At 71.5% G+C, this 18,237-nt stretch carries 14 protein-coding genes; 8 read left to right on the forward strand and 6 right to left on the reverse strand.

All coding sequences use genetic code 11. From position 1 onward, the window contains the following. A complete protein-coding gene (locus tag ACFXPK_RS14450) occupies positions 1-1,188 on the reverse strand; it encodes a TadA family conjugal transfer-associated ATPase (protein ID WP_385075159.1) in 1,188 nt (395 codons plus the stop codon). Then, complete coding sequence (gene ssd / locus ACFXPK_RS14455) at positions 1,185-2,282, reverse strand: septum site-determining protein Ssd (protein ID WP_385075162.1); 1,098 nt, start codon at positions 2,280-2,282, stop codon at positions 1,185-1,187. The genes ACFXPK_RS14450 and ssd overlap by 4 nt, the downstream gene beginning before the upstream one ends. Positions 2,283-2,797: 515 nt before the next feature. On the opposite strand from ssd, the gene ACFXPK_RS14460 reads away from it, so the two are divergent. Beyond that, the gene (locus ACFXPK_RS14460; protein ID WP_384994810.1) at positions 2,798-3,643 is read left to right on the forward strand and encodes an HAD family hydrolase; all 846 of its coding nucleotides are present in this window, start codon (positions 2,798-2,800) and stop codon (positions 3,641-3,643) included. A gap of 340 nt (positions 3,644-3,983) precedes the next feature. Here ACFXPK_RS14460 and ACFXPK_RS14465 read toward each other — a convergent pair whose 3' ends face one another. Further along, on the reverse strand, positions 3,984-4,943 hold the full coding sequence (locus ACFXPK_RS14465) for an oxidoreductase (RefSeq protein WP_385075164.1): 960 nt from the start codon (positions 4,941-4,943) through the stop codon (positions 3,984-3,986). A 102-nt stretch (positions 4,944-5,045) separates the two neighbouring features. Between ACFXPK_RS14465 and ACFXPK_RS14470 the strand changes: the two genes are divergently transcribed. After that, positions 5,046-6,182, forward strand: a complete 1,137-nt coding sequence (locus ACFXPK_RS14470) for an ATP-binding protein (protein ID WP_385075166.1) — start codon at positions 5,046-5,048, stop codon at positions 6,180-6,182. 85 nt (positions 6,183-6,267) lie between these two features. Here ACFXPK_RS14470 and ACFXPK_RS14475 read toward each other — a convergent pair whose 3' ends face one another. After that, positions 6,268-7,542: a hypothetical protein gene (locus ACFXPK_RS14475; RefSeq protein WP_385075169.1), complete on the reverse strand. Its 1,275-nt coding sequence runs from the start codon at positions 7,540-7,542 to the stop codon at positions 6,268-6,270. Between the two features lie 258 nt (positions 7,543-7,800). Between ACFXPK_RS14475 and ACFXPK_RS14480 the strand changes: the two genes are divergently transcribed. From ACFXPK_RS14480 to ACFXPK_RS14505, 6 genes are all read left to right on the forward strand, one after another. Beyond that, the gene (locus ACFXPK_RS14480) at positions 7,801-10,317 is read left to right on the forward strand and encodes a bifunctional SulP family inorganic anion transporter/carbonic anhydrase (RefSeq protein WP_385075171.1); all 2,517 of its coding nucleotides are present in this window, start codon (positions 7,801-7,803) and stop codon (positions 10,315-10,317) included. A 225-nt stretch (positions 10,318-10,542) separates the two neighbouring features. Beyond that, complete coding sequence (gene acs, locus ACFXPK_RS14485; protein WP_385075173.1) at positions 10,543-12,498, forward strand: acetate--CoA ligase; 1,956 nt, start codon at positions 10,543-10,545, stop codon at positions 12,496-12,498. Between the two features lie 201 nt (positions 12,499-12,699). Further along, complete coding sequence (gene nhaA, locus ACFXPK_RS14490; protein WP_385075176.1) at positions 12,700-14,100, forward strand: Na+/H+ antiporter NhaA; 1,401 nt, start codon at positions 12,700-12,702, stop codon at positions 14,098-14,100. A gap of 85 nt (positions 14,101-14,185) precedes the next feature. Next, positions 14,186-14,680 (forward strand): phage holin family protein, encoded by a 495-nt coding sequence (locus tag ACFXPK_RS14495; protein WP_384994828.1) that lies wholly within the window; start codon positions 14,186-14,188, stop codon positions 14,678-14,680. Beyond that, complete coding sequence (locus ACFXPK_RS14500) at positions 14,677-15,672, forward strand: alpha/beta fold hydrolase (RefSeq protein ID WP_384994831.1); 996 nt, start codon at positions 14,677-14,679, stop codon at positions 15,670-15,672. The genes ACFXPK_RS14495 and ACFXPK_RS14500 overlap by 4 nt, the downstream gene beginning before the upstream one ends. Positions 15,673-15,824: 152 nt before the next feature. Continuing rightward, complete coding sequence (locus tag ACFXPK_RS14505; protein WP_385075179.1) at positions 15,825-16,013, forward strand: hypothetical protein; 189 nt, start codon at positions 15,825-15,827, stop codon at positions 16,011-16,013. Between the two features lie 59 nt (positions 16,014-16,072). Here ACFXPK_RS14505 and ACFXPK_RS14510 read toward each other — a convergent pair whose 3' ends face one another. Both ACFXPK_RS14510 and ACFXPK_RS14515 read right to left on the reverse strand, forming a co-directional pair. Then, positions 16,073-17,272: a MarP family serine protease gene (locus tag ACFXPK_RS14510; protein WP_384994835.1), complete on the reverse strand. Its 1,200-nt coding sequence runs from the start codon at positions 17,270-17,272 to the stop codon at positions 16,073-16,075. Positions 17,273-17,340: 68 nt separating this feature from the next. After that, on the reverse strand, positions 17,341-18,045 hold the full coding sequence (locus ACFXPK_RS14515; RefSeq protein ID WP_384994838.1) for an NUDIX hydrolase: 705 nt from the start codon (positions 18,043-18,045) through the stop codon (positions 17,341-17,343). Positions 18,046-18,237 lie beyond the last annotated feature (192 nt).

The following is an 18,237-nucleotide window of genomic DNA, read 5'->3' on the forward strand; positions in this document are numbered from 1 at the left end:
TCACAGCGCACCCCCGAGCAGCGTCCGCAGCCGAGGCCAGCCCCGCTCGTACGCGAAACCGTCAACCCCCCAGCGCAGCGCGGGCACCGGCACCACGAGCCCGGCCCCGTCCCGCTCCAGCACATGTGTCTCGGCGAGCCTCCGGCGCCCGTTACGGTCCCGTACGAGATGGATCACGACGGACAGCGCCGCCGCCAACTGGCTGTGCAGCGCCGCCCGGTCCAGCCCCGCCGCCGTCCCGAGGGCTTCGAGGCGCGCGGGTACGTCCGCCGCCGTATTGGCGTGCACGGTGCCACAGCCGCCCTCGTGGCCCGTGTTGAGCGCCGCCAGCAGTTCGGAGACTTCCGAGCCTCTGACCTCGCCCACCACCAGCCGGTCCGGCCGCATCCGCAGCGCCTGGCGGACCAGGTCCCGCAGGGTCACCAGACCGGCGCCCTCCTGGTTGGCGGGACGGCCCTCCAGCCGCACCACATGCGGATGGTCGGGCCTCAACTCCGCCGAGTCCTCGGCCAGTACGATCCGCTCGCGCGCTCCGACCAGCCCGAGCAGGGTGGACAGGAGGGTGGTCTTTCCCGTGCCCGTACCGCCACTGACCAGGAACGACAGCCGGGCGTCCATCAGCGCGCGGAGCAGTCCCGCGCCGCCCGGCGGGACCGTGCCCGCCTCGGTCAGCTCCGCGAGGGAGAAGGCCTTGGGGCGCACCACCCGCAGCGACAGGCAGGTCGAGCCGACGGCGACCGGGGGCAGCACCGCGTGCATCCGGGTCCCGTCGGGCAGCCGGGCGTCCACCCAGGGCCTCGCGTCGTCGAGTCTGCGTCCGGCCGCGGCGGCGAGCCGTTGCGCGAGCCTCCGTACGGAAGCCGCGTCCGCGAACGACACCGCCGTACGTTCGAGACCCCGGCCCCGGTCCACCCACACCTGGTCGGGCGCGGAGACCAGCACGTCCGTCACCGACGGGTCGGCGAGCAGCGGCTCCAGCGGTCCCGTGCCCACCAGCTCGCACCGTAACTCCTCGGCGGCGCCGAGCACTTCCGAGTCGCCCAGCAGCCGCCCCTGCGCCCGCAGGGCGGCGGCCACCCTGGCCGGTGTCGGTTCCGCACCGCTCTCCGCGAGCCGTTGCCGTACGGCGTCGAGCAGGCCCCCGGCCGCGTAAGCCTGCCCGGCGGCGAGAGGCGTCGAGGGCGTCATGCGGTCACACTCCCGTCCCCGGCGAGGGCCTGCTCCCAGAAAGCCGCACAGAACTCCGCGAGCGGGCCACGCACCCGGGAGCCCGGCGGGGCCCCGCTCTCCTGAGCCTCCGAAAGCCCTGGCTCGGCAGGAAGTTCACCCGCCAGCGGGAGGCGGAGCGCCTCGGCGATCCACTGCTCGTCGAGACCCGCGGCGTACGGGCCGCGGACCACGGCGCGCAGATCGTGCAGGACCATGCCCACCGTCGAGGCCACCCGTCCGGCCGCCGCGACGGCCCTCAGCTCCGCCGGGACCACCAGCAGCCCCAGATCCACCTGGGCCAGCGCCTCCGCCATGGCCTCGTCCACCCGGCGCGGGAGGTCCACGACGACCACACCACCGCGCCTGCGGGCGGCGGCGAGCACCGATCTCATGGCCTCCGGCCGGACCACCACGGAATCCCCACGATCCCAACTGAGCACCCGCAGCTCGTGCAGGAAGGGCAGCGACTCCTCCAGGGCGCCGCTCGCGACCCTTCCTTTGGAAGCCGCGAAATCCGGCCAGCGCCGCCCTTCGGCCTGTTCACCGCCGAGCAGGACGTCGAGCCCGCCGCCGAGAGGATCGCCGTCAACGAGCATCGTGCGCCGGCCGGCCCGCGCCGCGGTGACGGCCAGGGCGCAGGCGAGGGTCGAGGCCCCGGCTCCGCCCCGGCCGCCGATCACCCCGACGGTCAGCGCCGGCCTGCCCACACCCTCGACGGCGTCGGCGATGCGGTCCACCAGCCAGCTCTCCGCGTCGGGCAGCCGCAGCACACAGTCGGCGCCGATCTCCACCGCCCTCCGCCACACCCCCGGATCGTCCTGGTCCTTCCCGACGAGCATCACCCCGCGCCTGCGCGTGGCGCCCCGGCAGCGGGCCGCCGCGTCGTCCCCGACCAGGACCATCGGCGCGTCCTCCCAGGAGCCCTTCCGCTCCGGCACCGCGTGGTGCACCTCCGGCTCGGCGCCGGCCGCCGCGCACAGGCGCAGCAGGTCGTCGAGCAACTCCATGTCCTCGGTGAGGATCAGCGGTCCGGCCCGGTGTCCGTCCGGTCCGCGCGAGCGATCGGATGTCATGGATCCAGCCACGATCTCCGCCCCCTATCTCTGACGTGATCCCGGTATCCGCGAGGGCGTCTCTCCGCGATCTCGCACTGATCCGGTATCCCTGATTCCGGCTTCCGCGAAGTTCGCGGCCGGAATCACCGTGCAGGAGAACAAGAAATCGTGTGGATCTTGCTGGAAAACTGTGGACAACTCACCAGTTGTGAATATCCCGGTAGCTCATACCGGTGACTTCCGGAGCGGAGTGCGTCGGCTACGCAACGTGACGGGCATGCTGATCGCGACGCCGCAGCGCCGAAAGACCGAAGAGAGGGGGACGCCGTGGCGCGAGAGCCAAAAACGCGTCCGGACATGCGACGACCCCCGCCGGGGGGGAGAGCGGGGGTCGTCCCCACGGCCGACTCGGGGGGGGGGAGGAGCCGGACCGGGTTAGCACGGTCGCGAACGATCCGTGACTTCCATGGTGTACCCGAGAGCCTTCTCAGGCAAACCCACGCGCCGCACCTTACGCCGAATGGTGGGCGCATATGCTCGACCTCGTGGAAAACCACTCCTTGCCGCGCACAGCAGCCTTCTTTGACCTGGACAAGACGGTCATTGCGAAGTCTTCGACGTTGACCTTCAGCAAGTCCTTCTACCAAGGCGGCCTGATCAACCGCCGTGCCGTGCTGCGCACCGCGTACGCACAGTTTGTCTTCCTCGCGGGAGGCGCGGATCACGATCAGATGGAGCGGATGCGGGAGTACCTTTCCGCGCTCTGCAAAGGCTGGAACGTCCAGCAGGTGAAGGAGATCGTCGCGGAGACGCTGCACGATCTGATCGACCCGATCATCTACGACGAGGCGGCGTCGCTCATCGAGGAGCACCACACCGCCGGCCGCGACGTGGTGATCGTCTCCACCTCGGGCGCGGAGGTCGTCGAGCCCATCGGCGAGCTGCTGGGCGCCGACCGGGTCGTGGCCACCCGCATGGTCGTCGGCGACGACGGCTGCTTCACCGGCGAGGTGGAGTACTACGCGTACGGGCCGACCAAGGCGGAGGCAGTCAAGGCGCTCGCCGCGTCCGAGGGGTACGACCTGGCCCGCTGTTACGCGTACAGCGACTCCTTCACCGATGTACCGATGCTCGAATCGGTCGGCCACCCCTTCGCCGTCAACCCGGACCGGGCGCTGCGACGCGAGGCGGTGGCCCGTGAATGGCCGGTTCTCGTCTTCAACCGGCCCGTCCGGCTGAAGCAGCGACTGCCCGCCTTCTCCATGCCTCCCCGCCCCGCACTGGTGGCGGCAGCGGCGGTGGGCGCGGCGGCGGCCACGGCCGGACTGGTCTGGTACGCCAGTCGACGCCGCCAATCCGCCGCCTTTGCCCGTATTTGAACCCAAAAGTAAAGAAGTGGGGCCGGGGGTTCCGCATCCTGGCGGACAGGAGTACAAAGGATTCAACGGCCCGCGAGACCAAGGACATCCGAGAGGATCACCTTTTTACGCACCAGGCCCCACGGACCGAGCAGGAAAGCTGGGCACCCACGCGACGTCGACCCGTCGATTACGGGCCAGCCGCACCAGGTGACGGGCAAAGTACCCGACCTGATGGGCAACACACGAGGACGCTTGGTAACCCGGTGGACGTGCCAGCGGCGGTGCCCCCTACGGCGCCGCCGCAACTTCGTGTCAGGACGAACGCCTTCAGGCAGGTCAGGCCGCGCCTCCAGGCAGGTCAGGCCGCGCCTCGCTGAAGCGCCTCACAGACGGCCGTGGACTCCCGTACCCCCAGCTCGACCGCGCGACCGCAGTGCGTGATCCACGCCGCCATGCCCTGCGGGGTCCCGGACACATACCCCTCGAACGCCGCCGCGTACGCCGCACGCCCCAGCTCCGCGTGGCCGACCTCGGCCGGACAGATCGACTTGGGGTCGAGACCACTGCCGATCAGCACGATGCGCTCGGCCGCCCGCGCCACCAGGCCGTTGTACGAGCCGAAGGGGCGCAGCGCCAGCAGTTCGCCGTGCACCACCGCGGCCGTCACCAGAGCGGGCGCCGCGCTCGGGGTGATCACCAGCCGGGCCAGCCCGTCCAGCCGGGCGGCGACCTCGTCGGCGTCCGGCAGCGGCGTCCCGACCGGCGGCACCGGAGCCGGCACCTCGGCGTTAGGGACCTCTGCGACCGACGCGCCGTCGGACCGCACGACCGTGCCACCGCCCGCCGGAGCCGCCGCACCGGCGCCGGGCGCCTCCACGACCGGCTCGCCCGCCAGCCGGGGCCGCCCCACCGTACGGTCGGAGACCCCCGCGCCACCGGCCGCCACCAGATGCAGCCGGGCCAGCACCCGGAGCGGCGACTGCGACCAGACGGAGAGCAGTTGGCCCGCCTCCGCGTTCAGCCGCAGAGCGGCGCCGACCGTACGGGCCTCGGCGTCGGACCCGAAGTCGCTGCGCCGGCGCACCTCTTCGAGCGCCCAGTCCGCCCCGGACAGCGCGGCGGATCCGCGCGCCGCCCTCAGCGCCGCCTCGGAGGTGACCTCGCCGCTGCGACGTCGCATCACACGGTGGCCGTAGACTCGGTCGACGGCCTTCCGTACGGAGTCCACCGCGCCGGGAACGCCCGGCAGGGCGGCCAGGGTGGCCAGGGGGTCCTCCGGCCGTGGCGCGGAGGAGGCGTCAGAGGCTGTCGTACTCATAGGTAGCGAGGCTACGCGCCCCGTGCGCGCGCCCCACCTTGGAGTGGTCTTCTCCACACGAACCCATCACCTGGAGCGAGATTGCCGCTACCCTACGTGAACATGAAGATCGCTTTCGTGGGGAAGGGCGGCAGCGGCAAGACGACGCTGTCATCGCTCTTCATCCGCCACCTGACCGCCAATGAGGCCCCCGTCGTCGCGGTGGACGCCGACATCAACCAGCATCTCGGGGCCGCGCTCGGCCTCGACGAGACAGCGGCCGCGACGCTGCCCGCGATGGGGGCGCACCTCCCGCTGATCAAGGAGTACCTGCGGGGCACCAATCCGCGGATCGCCTCGGTGGACGCGATGATCAAGACGACGCCGCCGGGCGAGGGCTCACGGCTGCTGCGGGTCTGCGAGAACAACCCCGTGTACGACGCGTGCGCCCGCCCCGTCATCCTCGACGACGGCGAGATCCGGCTGATGGCCACCGGCCCGTTCTCGGAGTCCGACCTGGGCGTGGCCTGCTACCACTCGAAGGTCGGCGCGGTCGAGCTGTGCCTGAACCACCTGGTGGACGGGCCCCACGAGTACGTGGTCGTCGACATGACTGCCGGTTCCGACTCGTTCGCCTCCGGGATGTTCACCCGGTTCGACATGACGTTCCTGGTGGCCGAGCCGACCCGTAAGGGCGTGTCGGTCTACCGCCAGTACAAGGAGTACGCGCGGGACTTCGGCGTCTCCCTGAAGGTCGTCGGCAACAAGGTCCAGGGCCGGGACGACGTGGAGTTCCTCCGCGACGAGGTCGGCGAGGACCTGCTCGTCACGGTCGGACACTCGGAATGGGTACGGGCGATGGAGAAGGGCCGGCCCTCCCGCTTCGAACTGCTGGAGGCGGACAACCGCTGCGCCCTCCAGACCCTTCAGGACGCGGCGGAGGACTCGTACGAGCTGCGCGACTGGGAGCGCTACACCCGGCAGATGGTCCACTTCCATCTCAGGAACGCCGAGAGCTGGGGCAACGCGAAGACGGGCGTGGGGGGGGGGGGGGCCGGGGGCCCCGCCCCCGGGCGCTGGGGTTCCCGACCCCGCGCCCACCCCGGCCGCGAGTCGCCCCCCCCCGCGCCCCCGCGGCACACAACACACCACCCCCCCCCGCGGGGGGGGCCCCCCGCCCGGGGGGGGCCCCCCGGGCCCCCCCGGGCCCACCCCGCCTTCGTACTGAGCGAAGCCCTCGCACTGCCCCAGCCGTCCTGACGGAAGCCCGCCCGGCCGCCCGGACCTCGCGCGCCGAACGTCCGGTCCCGCCGGGCCGGCCCGGACCTCGTGCCCCCGAGCGGGCTCAGTGCTTCGCGGCCACCGCCGGGGAGGCCGAGGCGGCCGGGGAGGCGGAGTTCGGCGGGGTGGAGGTGTAGGCCGCCCAGCCGCCCTTCGGGGCCTCGCCGACGCCGAGGCCGCGCAGCTTCTCCAGCGTCGCCGGGTCCTGGGCGTCCAGCCAGTCCACAAGCTGGCGGAAGGTCACACACTGCACGTCCTTCTGGGGGCAGACCGTCTTGATGGTCTCCTCGACGGCGCGCATGTAGGTGCCGCCGTTCCAGGACTCGAAGTGGTTGCCGATGATCAGCGGGGCGCGGTTGCCCTTGTGGGCGCGGTCGAACGCCTGGAGCAGGCCGTCACGCATCTGGTTGCCCCAGTAGGTGTGCTGCGACTCGTCGCCGCTGGACTCCCCTGACTGGTTGTACATGAAGTTGTAGTCCATCGAGAGCGTCTCGAACTCGCGGCCGGGCACCGGGACGAGCTGGAGCGGGACGTCCCACAGCCCCTCCTTCTTCTTCGGCCAGACCTGGTTGCCGATGCCGCTGGAGTCGTAGCGGAAGCCCATCGCCTTCCCCGCGCGCATCGCGTTCTTCTGCCCCTCCAGACACGGGGTGCGGGCGCCGATCAGCTCCTTGTCGTAGTCGAAGGGCAGCGGGGCCTCGTCCTGGAGACCCGTGTTGGACTTCCAGCCCTTCACGAACGCCTTGGCCTGGTTGATCTCGCTCTTCCACTCGTCGACGGACCAGGTGCCGACTCCGCCGTTCTTGCCGCAGAAGTGGCCGTTGAAGTGGGTGCCGATCTCGTTGCCCTCGCTCCAGGCGGCCCGCACCTCCCGCAGGGTGTCCTGGATTCCCTTGGTGTCGTTGAATCCGATGTCGGAGGTGCCGATCGTGTGCTTCGGCGGGTCGTACTGCTTGGCCTTCTCCTCGGGGAGCAGATAGACGCCGCTCAGGAAGTACGTCATCTTCGCGTCGTACTTCTTGGACAGCTCCCGGAAGTACGAGAAGAGCTGCTGGCTGTCCTCGCCGGCGCCGTCCCAGGAGAACACCACGAACTGCGGGGGCTGCTGACCGGGCCGCAGCCGCTGCGGCTTGGCAAGGTGCGGCTGCGCCCCGGTGAACGCGGTCGAACCGTCACCGATGAGCCGTACGGCATTGGGCGCCCCCATGCCCTTCTTCGCCGCCTGGGAGCCCTTCGACGTTTCCTGCTTGGTGTCCTGGACACCGGAGCATCCGGCGAGGCCGACGGCGAGCGCCATCGCGGCAGCGCCGAAGGAAATTCGTTTTGTGGCGGCCAGCATCCGCCCACCTCTTCCTTCAGATTCAGTACCGAAGTGCCGAGCGGCGACTGCCGGCGCGGCGTCGAGCGCCGACAACCTCGCACTGAGACTGATTAGAAGAAGAAACGACAAGCCGTACAAAATGACTAATCATCACTCCGGGTGAAGCTCTACTCCATTCGCCCGAAATGTCACGACTTAATCTTTACCCTCCATTACGATCCATTTACCAAGTGTTGAGACACCGCCATTCGCCAGCCGCCCGGAGGGGACGGAAATATGACTGCCGGCGTTCCCACTCACACCGACCGACCGGCCCGCCCCACCCCGCCGGACGGCCGCAGATTCCGGATCGCGGGGGCCGACCTCTCCGCGTCCATCTCCGTCTTCCTGATCGCGCTCCCGCTCTCCCTCGGCATCGCGCTCGCCACCGGCGCACCGCTCCAGGCGGGCCTGGTGGCCGCCGCGGTCGGCGGGCTGGTCGTCGGGCGGCTGGGCGGCGCCCCGCTCCAGGTCAGCGGGCCCGCGGCCGGGCTCACGGTGGTCACGGCCGACGTGATCCAGCGATACGGCTGGCGCACCACCTGCGTCATCACCATCTGCGCCGGTCTCGCCCAACTCGGACTCGCCGCGCTACGGGTGGCCCGCTCGGCGCTCGCGGTCAGCCCGGCGATCGTGCACGGCATGCTCGCGGGGATCGGCGTCACGATCGCCCTCGCGCAGCTCCATATCGTGCTCGGCGGTTCGCCGCAGAGCTCCGCCGTCGCCAATGTGCGCGGTCTGCCTTCGCAGTTGGCCCATCTGCATCCGGGCGCCCTCTCCGTGAGCGCCCTGACGGTCGCGGTCCTGCTCCTCTGGCCGCGCCTTCCGGGGAGAGTGGGCCGGGCCGTACGGAAGGTCCCGGCCGCTCTCGCCGCGGTGGCCCTGTCCACGACCGCGGCGGCTCTCGTCGGGCTGCGGCTGGAGCGGGTCGATCTGCCGTCCTGGAGCAGCCATGTCCTGCCCGGGCTGCCCGAGGGGCCCGTGCTCGGGCTGCTGGCCGCCGTCCTCACCATCACCCTGGTCGGCAGCGTCGAATCGCTGCTGTCCGCGGTCGCCGTGGACAAACTGGTGGCCGCGCGCAAGACACCGGGCGTCCGGATCCCCCGCGCCCGGCTCGACCGGGAGCTGGCCGGACAGGGCGCGGGGAACGTGGTCTCCGGTGCGCTCGGCGGGCTGCCCGTCACCGGGGTCGCCGTGCGCAGCGCCGCCAATGTCGCCGCCGGGAGTGTGAGCCGCAATTCGACGATGCTGCACGGACTGTGGGTCGCGGTGGCGGCGCTGCTGCTCGTACCGGTGCTGGATCTGATCCCGCTGGCGGCCCTGGCCGCGCTGGTGATGGTGGTCGGGGTGCAGATGGTGAACATCACGCATCTGCGCAGCGTGCGGCGCAACCGCGAGCTGCTGGTGTACGCGGTGACCCTGACCGCCGTGGTGTTCACCGGTGTACTGGAAGGAGTGGTGATCGGGATCGCGGTGGCGGTGGCGGTCGCGCTGCACCGGCTGACGCGGACGCGGATCACGGTCGAGGAGCTGGACGGCGTCCACCGGGTCCGTGCTCGGGGTCAGTTGACCTTCCTCGCCGTACCGAGACTCAGCCGCATGCTGCATCAGGTCCCGCAGGAGGCCAGATGCGTGGTGGAGCTGGACGGCTCCTTCATGGACCACGCGGCGTACGAGGCCCTGCACGACTGGCGGTCCTCGCATGTCGCCCAGGGAGGTACGGCGGAGTTCGCCGGCCGGGCGGGTGCCAGGATCGCGGAACTGCCCTCCGGTGAGCCACATGTCCGCTGCCGTCCTTGGGCGCCGTGGCGCAACCACCGCCACGTCGTACCGCCCGCGCCTGGCCTGGACGTCGCGCCGGGGCCGGACGCGGCGCCCGGGCCGGACGCCACCGCCACACCGGAGGCCGCGCACGCCCTGGCCCCCGATCCGGATGTCGCCCCGCGACCGGACGTCGCCGAGCCGGATTCCGTACCCGTCCTGTCGCCCGGGGGGAGACAACTGGCCGGCGGGCGCGGCCCCTTCCAGCGGAGCACCGCCCCGCTGGTGCGCGACGAGCCGGCGCGGTCGGCGCGCGAGGGCCGGTGTCCCTCCCAGCTCTTTCTCACCTGCGCCGACTCCCGGCTGGTCACGAGCATGATCACGTCCAGTGGTCCGGGCGAGCTCCTCACCGTACGGAACGTGGGGAATCTGGTGCCGCCGCCGGGGGCGGTCGGTGTGGACGACTCGGTGGCCGCCGCGATCGAGTACGCCGTGGACGTGCTGCGGGTGGAGTCGATCACCGTATGCGGTCATTCGGGGTGCGGGGCGATGCAGGCCCTGCTCGACACGCCCGGCCCGGACCCCGGTGCCGCGGACCGCTTCGGAGAGGCGGGGCCCGCCCCCGTACCGTCCACCCCGCTGGCGCGCTGGCTGCGCCACGGGCAGCCCAGTCTGGAGCGGATGAGGAACCGTCAGCAGGCGTACGCCAGTATCTCCGGGCGGCTGCCGGCCGACGCGGTCGAGCAGCTCTGTCTCACCAATGTGGTCCAGCAGCTGGAGCATCTCCGGGCCCATGAGGCGGTCGCGCGCGGGCTCGCCGAAGGCCGACTGGAGCTGAACGGCATGTACTTCCATGTCGGCGAGGCCCAGGCCTACCTCCTGGCGCACAGCGCCGGGACCGGGGCCGGTGGCGGGACCGGTATCGGCGCCGCCCCGGGCGAGGAGGTCTTCAACCGGGTGGCGCCCACCGCACGGGAGGAGTCGCGCGCCTGAACCGTCCGCGTACCGCGTCCGTGAGAGTGTGTGGCCCCTTCCCTCCTCTTCCCACCCACCTGTCCGGGGGAAGCGGGCCGCTCCCGCCCGGCAGGGCACCGGGCGGGAGACCGGGCGGGGAGCCCCGGTGCCGGAGGGGAAGCCCCTTGTCACCAGGGCATCGGCCTGATGAGCTAGGGCCCGGGACACATAGGACGCTAGGACGCCCTGGGAAAGGGAGATGTCGTGAGCAACGAAAGCCTGGCCAATCTTCTCAAAGAGGAGCGGCGGTTCACTCCGCCGGCCGAGCTGGCCGCGCACGCCAATGTGACGGCGGAGGCGTACGAGCGGGCCGAGGCGGACAGGCTTGGCTTCTGGGCCGAGCAGGCGAGGCGGCTCACCTGGGTCACCGAGCCGACCGAGACACTCGACTGGTCGAACCCGCCCTTCGCGAAGTGGTTCGCGGACGGCGAGCTGAATGTCGCCTACAACTGCGTCGACCGCCATGTCGAGGCCGGTCACGGCGACCGCGTGGCGATCCACTTCGAGGGCGAGCCCGGCGACAGCCGGTCCCTCACCTACGCGGAGCTCAAGGACGAGGTGTCGCGGGCCGCGAACGCCCTCACCGAGCTGGGCGTCCGTACCGGGGACCGCGTCGCCGTCTATCTGCCGATGATCCCCGAGGCCGCCGTCGCCATGCTGGCCTGCGCCCGGATCGGAGCCGCGCACTCCGTGGTCTTCGGCGGCTTCTCCGCCGACGCCGTCGCCTCCCGGATCCAGGACGCCGACGCCAAGCTGGTCATCACCTCCGACGGCGGTTACCGCCGCGGCAAGCCGTCCGCGCTCAAGCCGGCCATCGACGAGGCCGTCGCCAAGTGCCCGCAGGTCGAGCATGTCCTCGTGGTGCGCCGTACCGGACAGGACACCGCGTTCGACGCCTCCCGGGACGTGTGGTGGCACGAGATCGTGGGCCGCCAGTCCGCCGAGCACACCCCCGAGGCGTTCGGCGCGGAGCACCCGCTCTTCATCCTCTACACGTCCGGTACGACGGGGAAGCCGAAGGGCATCCTGCACACCTCGGGCGGCTATCTCACCCAGGCGTCCTACACCCACCACGCCGTCTTCGACCTCAAGCCCGAGACGGACGTGTACTGGTGCACGGCCGACATCGGCTGGGTGACGGGCCACTCGTACATCGTGTACGGGCCGCTCGCCAACGGCGCCACCCAGGTGATGTACGAGGGCACCCCCGACACCCCGCACCAGGGCCGGTTCTGGGAGATCGTCCAGAAGTACGGGGTCACGATCCTCTACACCGCGCCGACCGCGATCCGTACGTTCATGAAGTGGGGCGACGACATCCCCGCCAAGTTCGACCTGTCGTCCCTGCGGGTGCTGGGCTCGGTCGGCGAGCCGATCAACCCCGAGGCGTGGATCTGGTACCGGGAGCACATCGGCGCGGGCAAGACCCCGGTCGTGGACACCTGGTGGCAGACCGAGACCGGCGCGATGATGATCTCGCCGCTCCCCGGGGTGACCGCGACCAAGCCGGGCTCCGCGCAGCGCGCCCTGCCCGGCATCTCCGCCACCGTCGTGGACGACGAGGGGCGCGAGGTGCCCGACGGGGGCGGCGGCTATCTCGTCCTCACCGAGCCGTGGCCGTCGATGCTGCGCACCATCTGGGGTGACGACCAGCGGTTCATCGACACGTACTGGTCGCGCTTCGAGGGCAGGTACTTCGCCGGGGACGGCGCCAAGAAGGACGACGACGGCGACATCTGGCTGCTGGGCCGGGTCGACGACGTCATGCTGGTCTCGGGCCACAACATCTCGACGACCGAGGTCGAGTCCGCCCTCGTCTCCCACCCCAAGGTCGCCGAGGCGGCGGTCGTCGGCGCCGCCGACCCGACCACGGGCCAGGCCATCGTCGCCTTCGTGATCCTGCGCGGCACCGCCTCCGTGGACGACGGTCTGGTGGCCGAGCTGCGGGGCCATGTCAGCGGGGTCCTCGGCCCGATCGCCAAGCCCCAGCGGATCCTTCCGGTCGCCGAACTGCCAAAGACCCGCTCCGGCAAGATCATGCGGCGACTGCTGCGGGACGTCGCCGAGAACCGCCAGCTCGGTGACGTCACCACGCTCACCGACTCCTCCGTCATGGAGCTGATCCAGACCCAGCTCCCCGGCGCGAGCAGCGAGGACTGAGCACCGGCGCACGCGCCCGGTGGACGGGGCGCCCGGCGGAGAACCGCACGCCGGCGCCCCGTTCCGCGTATCCGGGCGGTCCGCGCATCCGGGTAGGGTACGGAACGCGTCAACAAATGAACACGAAGTGCATAGGGGCGCCGGGAAGTCTGGTCGGCATGTGAGTACGTCATGCCCGCCCACCCGACCGGAGGACGCCGGATGCCCGCGCCTGCCCCCACCCCCGTACGCACGTTCCTCGGACGGCTCCCGCTCCCCGAGCGGAACTACGTCGCGGAGGCGCTGCGCACCGAGACCGTCGGCGGTGTGCTGCTGCTCGTCGCCGCCGTCGCCGCCCTCGTCTGGGCCAACACCCCGCTCAGCGGCGCCTACGACGCCGTACGCGACTTCCATTTCGGGCCGGGCGCGCTCGGGCTCGACCTCTCCGTGCAGCACTGGGCGGCCGACGGTCTGCTCGCCGTCTTCTTCTTCGTCGCCGGCATCGAACTCAAGCGGGAGCTGGTGGCCGGGGAGCTGCGCGACCCGAAGGCGGCGGCGCTCCCCGTCATCGCCGCCGCCTCCGGAATGGTGGCGCCCGCGCTGGTGTACGTGCTGGTCAACACGGTGGGCGGCGGCTCGCTCGGCGGCTGGGCGGTGCCCGTCGCCACCGATATCGCCTTCGCCCTCGCCGTTCTCGCGGTCCTCGGCACGTCCCTGCCGTCCGCGCTCCGCGCCTTCCTCCTCACCCTCGCCGTCGTCGACGACCTCTTCGCCATCCTGATCATCGCCGTCTTCTTCACCGGCGAGCTGAACTTCCTGGCGCTCGGCGGCGCGTTCGCGGGCCTCGTCGTCTTCTGGCTGCTGGTGCGGAAAGAGGTGCGCGGCTGGTACGTGTACGTTCCGCTGGCCCTGGTCGTCTGGGGGCTGATGTACAACAGCGGCGTCCACGCCACCATCGCCGGGGTCGCGATGGGTCTGATGCTGCGCTGCACCCGGCGCGAGGGCGAGGAGCGCTCCCCCGGCGAGCACATCGAGCATCTGGTGCGCCCGCTGTCGGCGGCGCTGGCCGTGCCGCTGTTCGCCCTGTTCTCGGCGGGCGTCTCGGTCTCCGGCGACGCGCTCGGCCGGGTCTTCACCCAGCCGGAGACCCTCGGGGTGCTCCTGGGGCTGGTGGTCGGCAAGGCCGTCGGCATCTTCGGGGGTACGTGGCTGGCCGTACGGTTCACCCGCGCCGAGCTGAACAAGGACCTGACCTGGCCCGATGTCTTCGCCCTCGCGACGCTCGCCGGGATCGGCTTCACGGTCTCGCTGCTCATCGGGGAGCTGGCCTTCGCCACCGATCCCGGGCTCACCGACGAGGTGAAGGCCGCGGTGCTGACCGGTTCCCTGATCGCCGCCGTGCTGGCGGGGGCCCTGCTGAAGATGCGGGTCCGTACATACCGCACGCTCTACGAGGCGGAGGAGCGCGACGAGGACCTGGACGGCATCCCCGACATCTATGAGCAGGACGATCCTGGGTACCACTTGCGCATGGCCGCGCTGTACGAGGCGAAGGCCGCGGAACACCGCCGGCTGGCGGAACACGCGGGGGCGGCGCGCGACGACGGCCCCGGTCCGGCATGATCGGACATCCGACGGACCTGCGATCGCGCGGACGGACCGCCCTGCGATCCGCAGACGAGAAGAGCGAGAAGGTAGGGAGTCACCGATGAGCGACCCCGGCATGCATGTCGCCGACGCTGTCACGACCGGCACCGTTGTCGAGGCCGGCGGTGCGGACCGCAGTATCGGTCAGCTGGTCGCCGCGGCGACCGCCGAGATGTCCGCGCTGGTGCACGACGAGATCGCCCTGGCCAAGGCGGAGGTGCGACAGGACGTCAAGCGCGGCGTCACCGGTGGGGCCGCCGGCGCCATCGCGGCGGTGTTCGCGCTGTTCGCACTGCCGGTGCTGAGCTTCGCCGCCGCGTACGGGATCCACAATCTGGGGCTGGGCCTGGCCTGGTCGTTCCTGATCGTGGGTGTCGCGTTCCTGTTGATCGCCGGGCTGCTGGCCGGCCTCGCGCTCAGGAAGTTCAAGAAGGTCAAGCCGCCGGAGAGGTCGATCGCCTCGGCCAAGCAGACCGCCGCCGTGCTCCAGAACGTGAAGCCGCACCCGCGCGAGGTGGGGGAAGGCTCCAAGTCTGTGGCACGCTCGACCGTATGACCGCCCCTGATTCCGAGCCCGGTGCCACCTCCGGTACGACCCCGGCGAGTTCGTCAGGTCCGGTGCACCGGGCCACTCCGGCGCCGGGCTCCGCCGTACGCCTCGACGGGCCCTGGACCCACCGTGACGTGGCGGCCAACGGCGCGCGCTTCCACATCGCCGAGATGGGCGACGGGCCGCTGGTGCTGCTGCTGCACGGCTTCCCACAGTTCTGGTGGACGTGGCGGCACCAGCTCCCGGCGCTCGCGGAGGCCGGGTACCGGGCGGTCGCGATGGATCTGCGGGGCGTGGGCGGCAGCGACCGTACGCCGCGGGGGTACGACCCGGCGAACCTGGCGCTGGACATCACCGGGGTGGTGCGCTCGCTCGGTGAGCCCGACGCCGCGCTCGTCGGCCACGACCTGGGCGGCTACCTCGCCTGGACCGCGGCCGTGATGCGGCCCAAGCTGGTGCGCCGGCTGGCGGTCTCCTCGATGCCGCACCCGCGCCGCTGGCGCTCGGCGATGCTCTCCGACTTCGCGCAGAGCCGCGCGGGCTCGTACATCTGGGGCTTCCAGCGGCCGTGGCTGCCGGAGCGTCAACTCGTCGCCGACGACGCGGCGCTGGTGGGGCGGCTGATCCAGGAGTGGTCGGGGCCCCGGCTGCCGGACGACGAGGCGATCGGGGTCTACCGGCGCGCGATGGCCATTCCGTCCACGGCGCACTGCTCGATCGAGCCGTACCGCTGGATGGTCCGGTCGATGGCGCGTCCGGACGGCATCCAGTTCAACCGGCGGATGAAACGGCCCGTGCGGGTGCCGACGCTCCAGCTCCACGGGTCACTCGATCCGGCGATGCGCACGCGCAGTACGGCCGGGTCCGCCGCGTACGTGGAGGCTCCGTACCGGTGGCGGCTCTTCGACGGTCTGGGACACTTCCCGCACGAGGAGGATCCGGTGGCTTTCTCCTCGGAGCTCATCAACTGGCTCAAGGACCCCGAACCGGACCGTTGAAGAGCCCGAGAGGCCCGCACCTGAACCGCGCTCACACCAACGGGTGAACGTCGCGAACGCTTGTCCTACGAACAGCCAAATGCCGGGCGCATAGGCCGATTGGCCGCCTCCGGCGCGGTTACCGACCATGGGGCACGGGCAGACGTCGGGGTATGGGCTGGACGCACGACTACGGTGACGCAGCACGCAACCGCCGCTCGGCCTCGGGGCCGATCACGCACAGAAAGGGCGGCCCCGATGATCAGCGCCATGATGCCCGACTCGGCATTTCGCTGATCCTCCGCCGCCGAGCACGCTGGGTCTCGGCCCGGCTGCGCCATCAACGCGCCGAGAGGCCCTAGCACCCGTCCGCCGGGACCGGGAGGGGCACTGCCGCCACCCGGGCCGGGGCCAACGGCGTCTAGAGCGCGCATCCCTGGGTGTCGACCTGCTGGTTCGCGGTCCGGCCGAGGGTGATGTCGTCGCGGATCTCGTCGACCGTCAGGGCGTAGCCGGTCTCGACGTCGTCGAGCGACCTGGCGAAGATCACCCCGTACACCTTGCCCTCGGGGGTGAGGAGCGGGCCGCCGGAGTTGCCCTGGCGCACGGTCGCGAAGAGCGAGTAGACGCGGCGCTGGACCTCACCGCGGCGGTAGATGTCGGGGCCGTTGGCGTCGATACGGCCGCGGACGCGCGCGGAGCGGACGTCGTACGCGCCGTTCTCCGGGAAGCCGGCGACGATCGCGTCGTCCCCGCTGGACGCGCCGTCCTGGGTGAACTGGAGCGGCGTCGCGGGGAGATCGGGCACGTCCAGTACGGCGATGTCGCGCCGCCAGTCGTAGAGGACGACCTTCGCGTCGTACAGCTTGCCCTCGCCGCCGATCTGGACCGTCGGCTCGCTCACGCCGCCGACCACGTGCGCGTTGGTCATGACCCTGCGGTCGGCGAAGACGAAGCCGGAGCCTTCGAGGACCTTGCCGCAGCTCGGAGCGGTGCCGACGACCTTGACGATGGACTTCTGGGCGCGGGCGGCGACCGGGCTGCCGGCGAGCGCCGGGTCCGGGGGCTCCACATCGGTGATGGGCTCGCTGGCGAACGGGCTGAAGACCTGCGGGAAGCCGTTCTGCGCGAGGACGGACGAGAAGTCCGTGAACCAGGTCGACGCCTCCGAGGGCATGACCTGCGAGACGCCGGTGAGCACCTTGGAGCTGCGGACCTCCTTGCCGAGCGTCGGCAGCGACGTACCGGCGAGGGCCGAGCCGATCAGCCAGGCGACCAGCAGCATCGCCACGACGTTGACCAGCGCGCCGCCGGTGGCGTCCAGGGCGCGGGCCGGGGACCAGGTGATGTAGCGGCGGAGTTTGTTGCCGAGGTGCGTGGTGAACGCCTGCCCCACGGAGGCGCAGACGATCACTATGACGACCGCGACGACGGCGGCGGTCGTGGAGACCTCGGAGTCCTGCGTGAGCTTGGCCCAGACCACGGGGAGGAGATAGACGGCGACGAGGCCGCCGCCGAGGAAGCCGACCACCGACAGGATGCCGACGACGAACCCCTGGCGGTAGCCCACGACGGCGAACCAGACGGCGGCGAGCAGCAGCAGGATGTCCAGCACGTTCACCGTCAGTAGCCTCGCTTGCCTCGCGGAAATGTCACCGGTGGCCCCGTCCAGAGCACCGGGTCAGCCTTTCATGCACGCCAGTCGAGCGGGACGTGCCGGGAGCGGTCCCAGGGCCGCTCCCATCCCGCGTGGTGCAGGATCCCGTCGATGACTCCCGCGGTGAACCCCCAGACCAGGGCGGACTCCACCAGGAAGCACGGGCCCTCGTGCCCCCGGGGGTGGCGGGTGGTCGCGCGGTTGGCCGGGTCCGTCAGCTCGGCCACCGGGACCGTGAAGACCCGGGCCGTCTCCGCGGGGTCGACGACCCCGACCGGGGTCGGGGTCCGCCACCAGCCGAGGACGGGCGTCACCACGAAACCGCTCACCGGGATGTAGAGCCGGGGCAGCACGCCGAAGAGCTGGACGCCCGCCGGGTCGAGGCCGGTCTCCTCCTGGGCCTCCCGCAGGGCGGCGCGCAGCGGGCCGGTGGTCGCCGGGTCGCCGTCCTCGGGGTCGAGGGCGCCGCCCGGGAACGCGGGCTGTCCCGGGTGCGAGCGGAGGCTGCTCGCGCGCTCCATGAGCAGCAGTTCGGGCCCGCGGGCGCCCTCACCGAAGAGGATGAGCACGGCGGACTGACGGCCGCCTTCGCTCTCCGGCGGCAGGAAGCGGCCGGGCGGCTGGCCCTGGACGGTCCTGACGGCGCCGACGACGGGCGCCAGCCAGTCGGGCAGCCCGTCGCCGCTGACGGCGATGCCGTCGGCCGATGGGTCGTAGGTCTCTCTCGCGCGCGTCATGGGCACCCCCGTCGTACAACGCCTGCCGTCGGCGGGATCGTTCCGCGCCCGTCCGGCTCCACCCGATCGTGCGGCCGGCGCGGACCGCACCGTCCGGCCGCGCCAAGCACCGCTCGTACGCCCGCTACCGCTCGTACGGCCGCCACCGCTCGTACGCCCGCCATCGCTCGTACGGCCGTCATCGCTCGTACG

Origin of the sequence: Streptomyces sp. NPDC059142, from assembly GCF_042755665.1 — a bacterium.
In the GTDB taxonomy this organism is placed as follows: Bacteria; Actinomycetota; Actinomycetes; order Streptomycetales; family Streptomycetaceae; genus Streptomyces.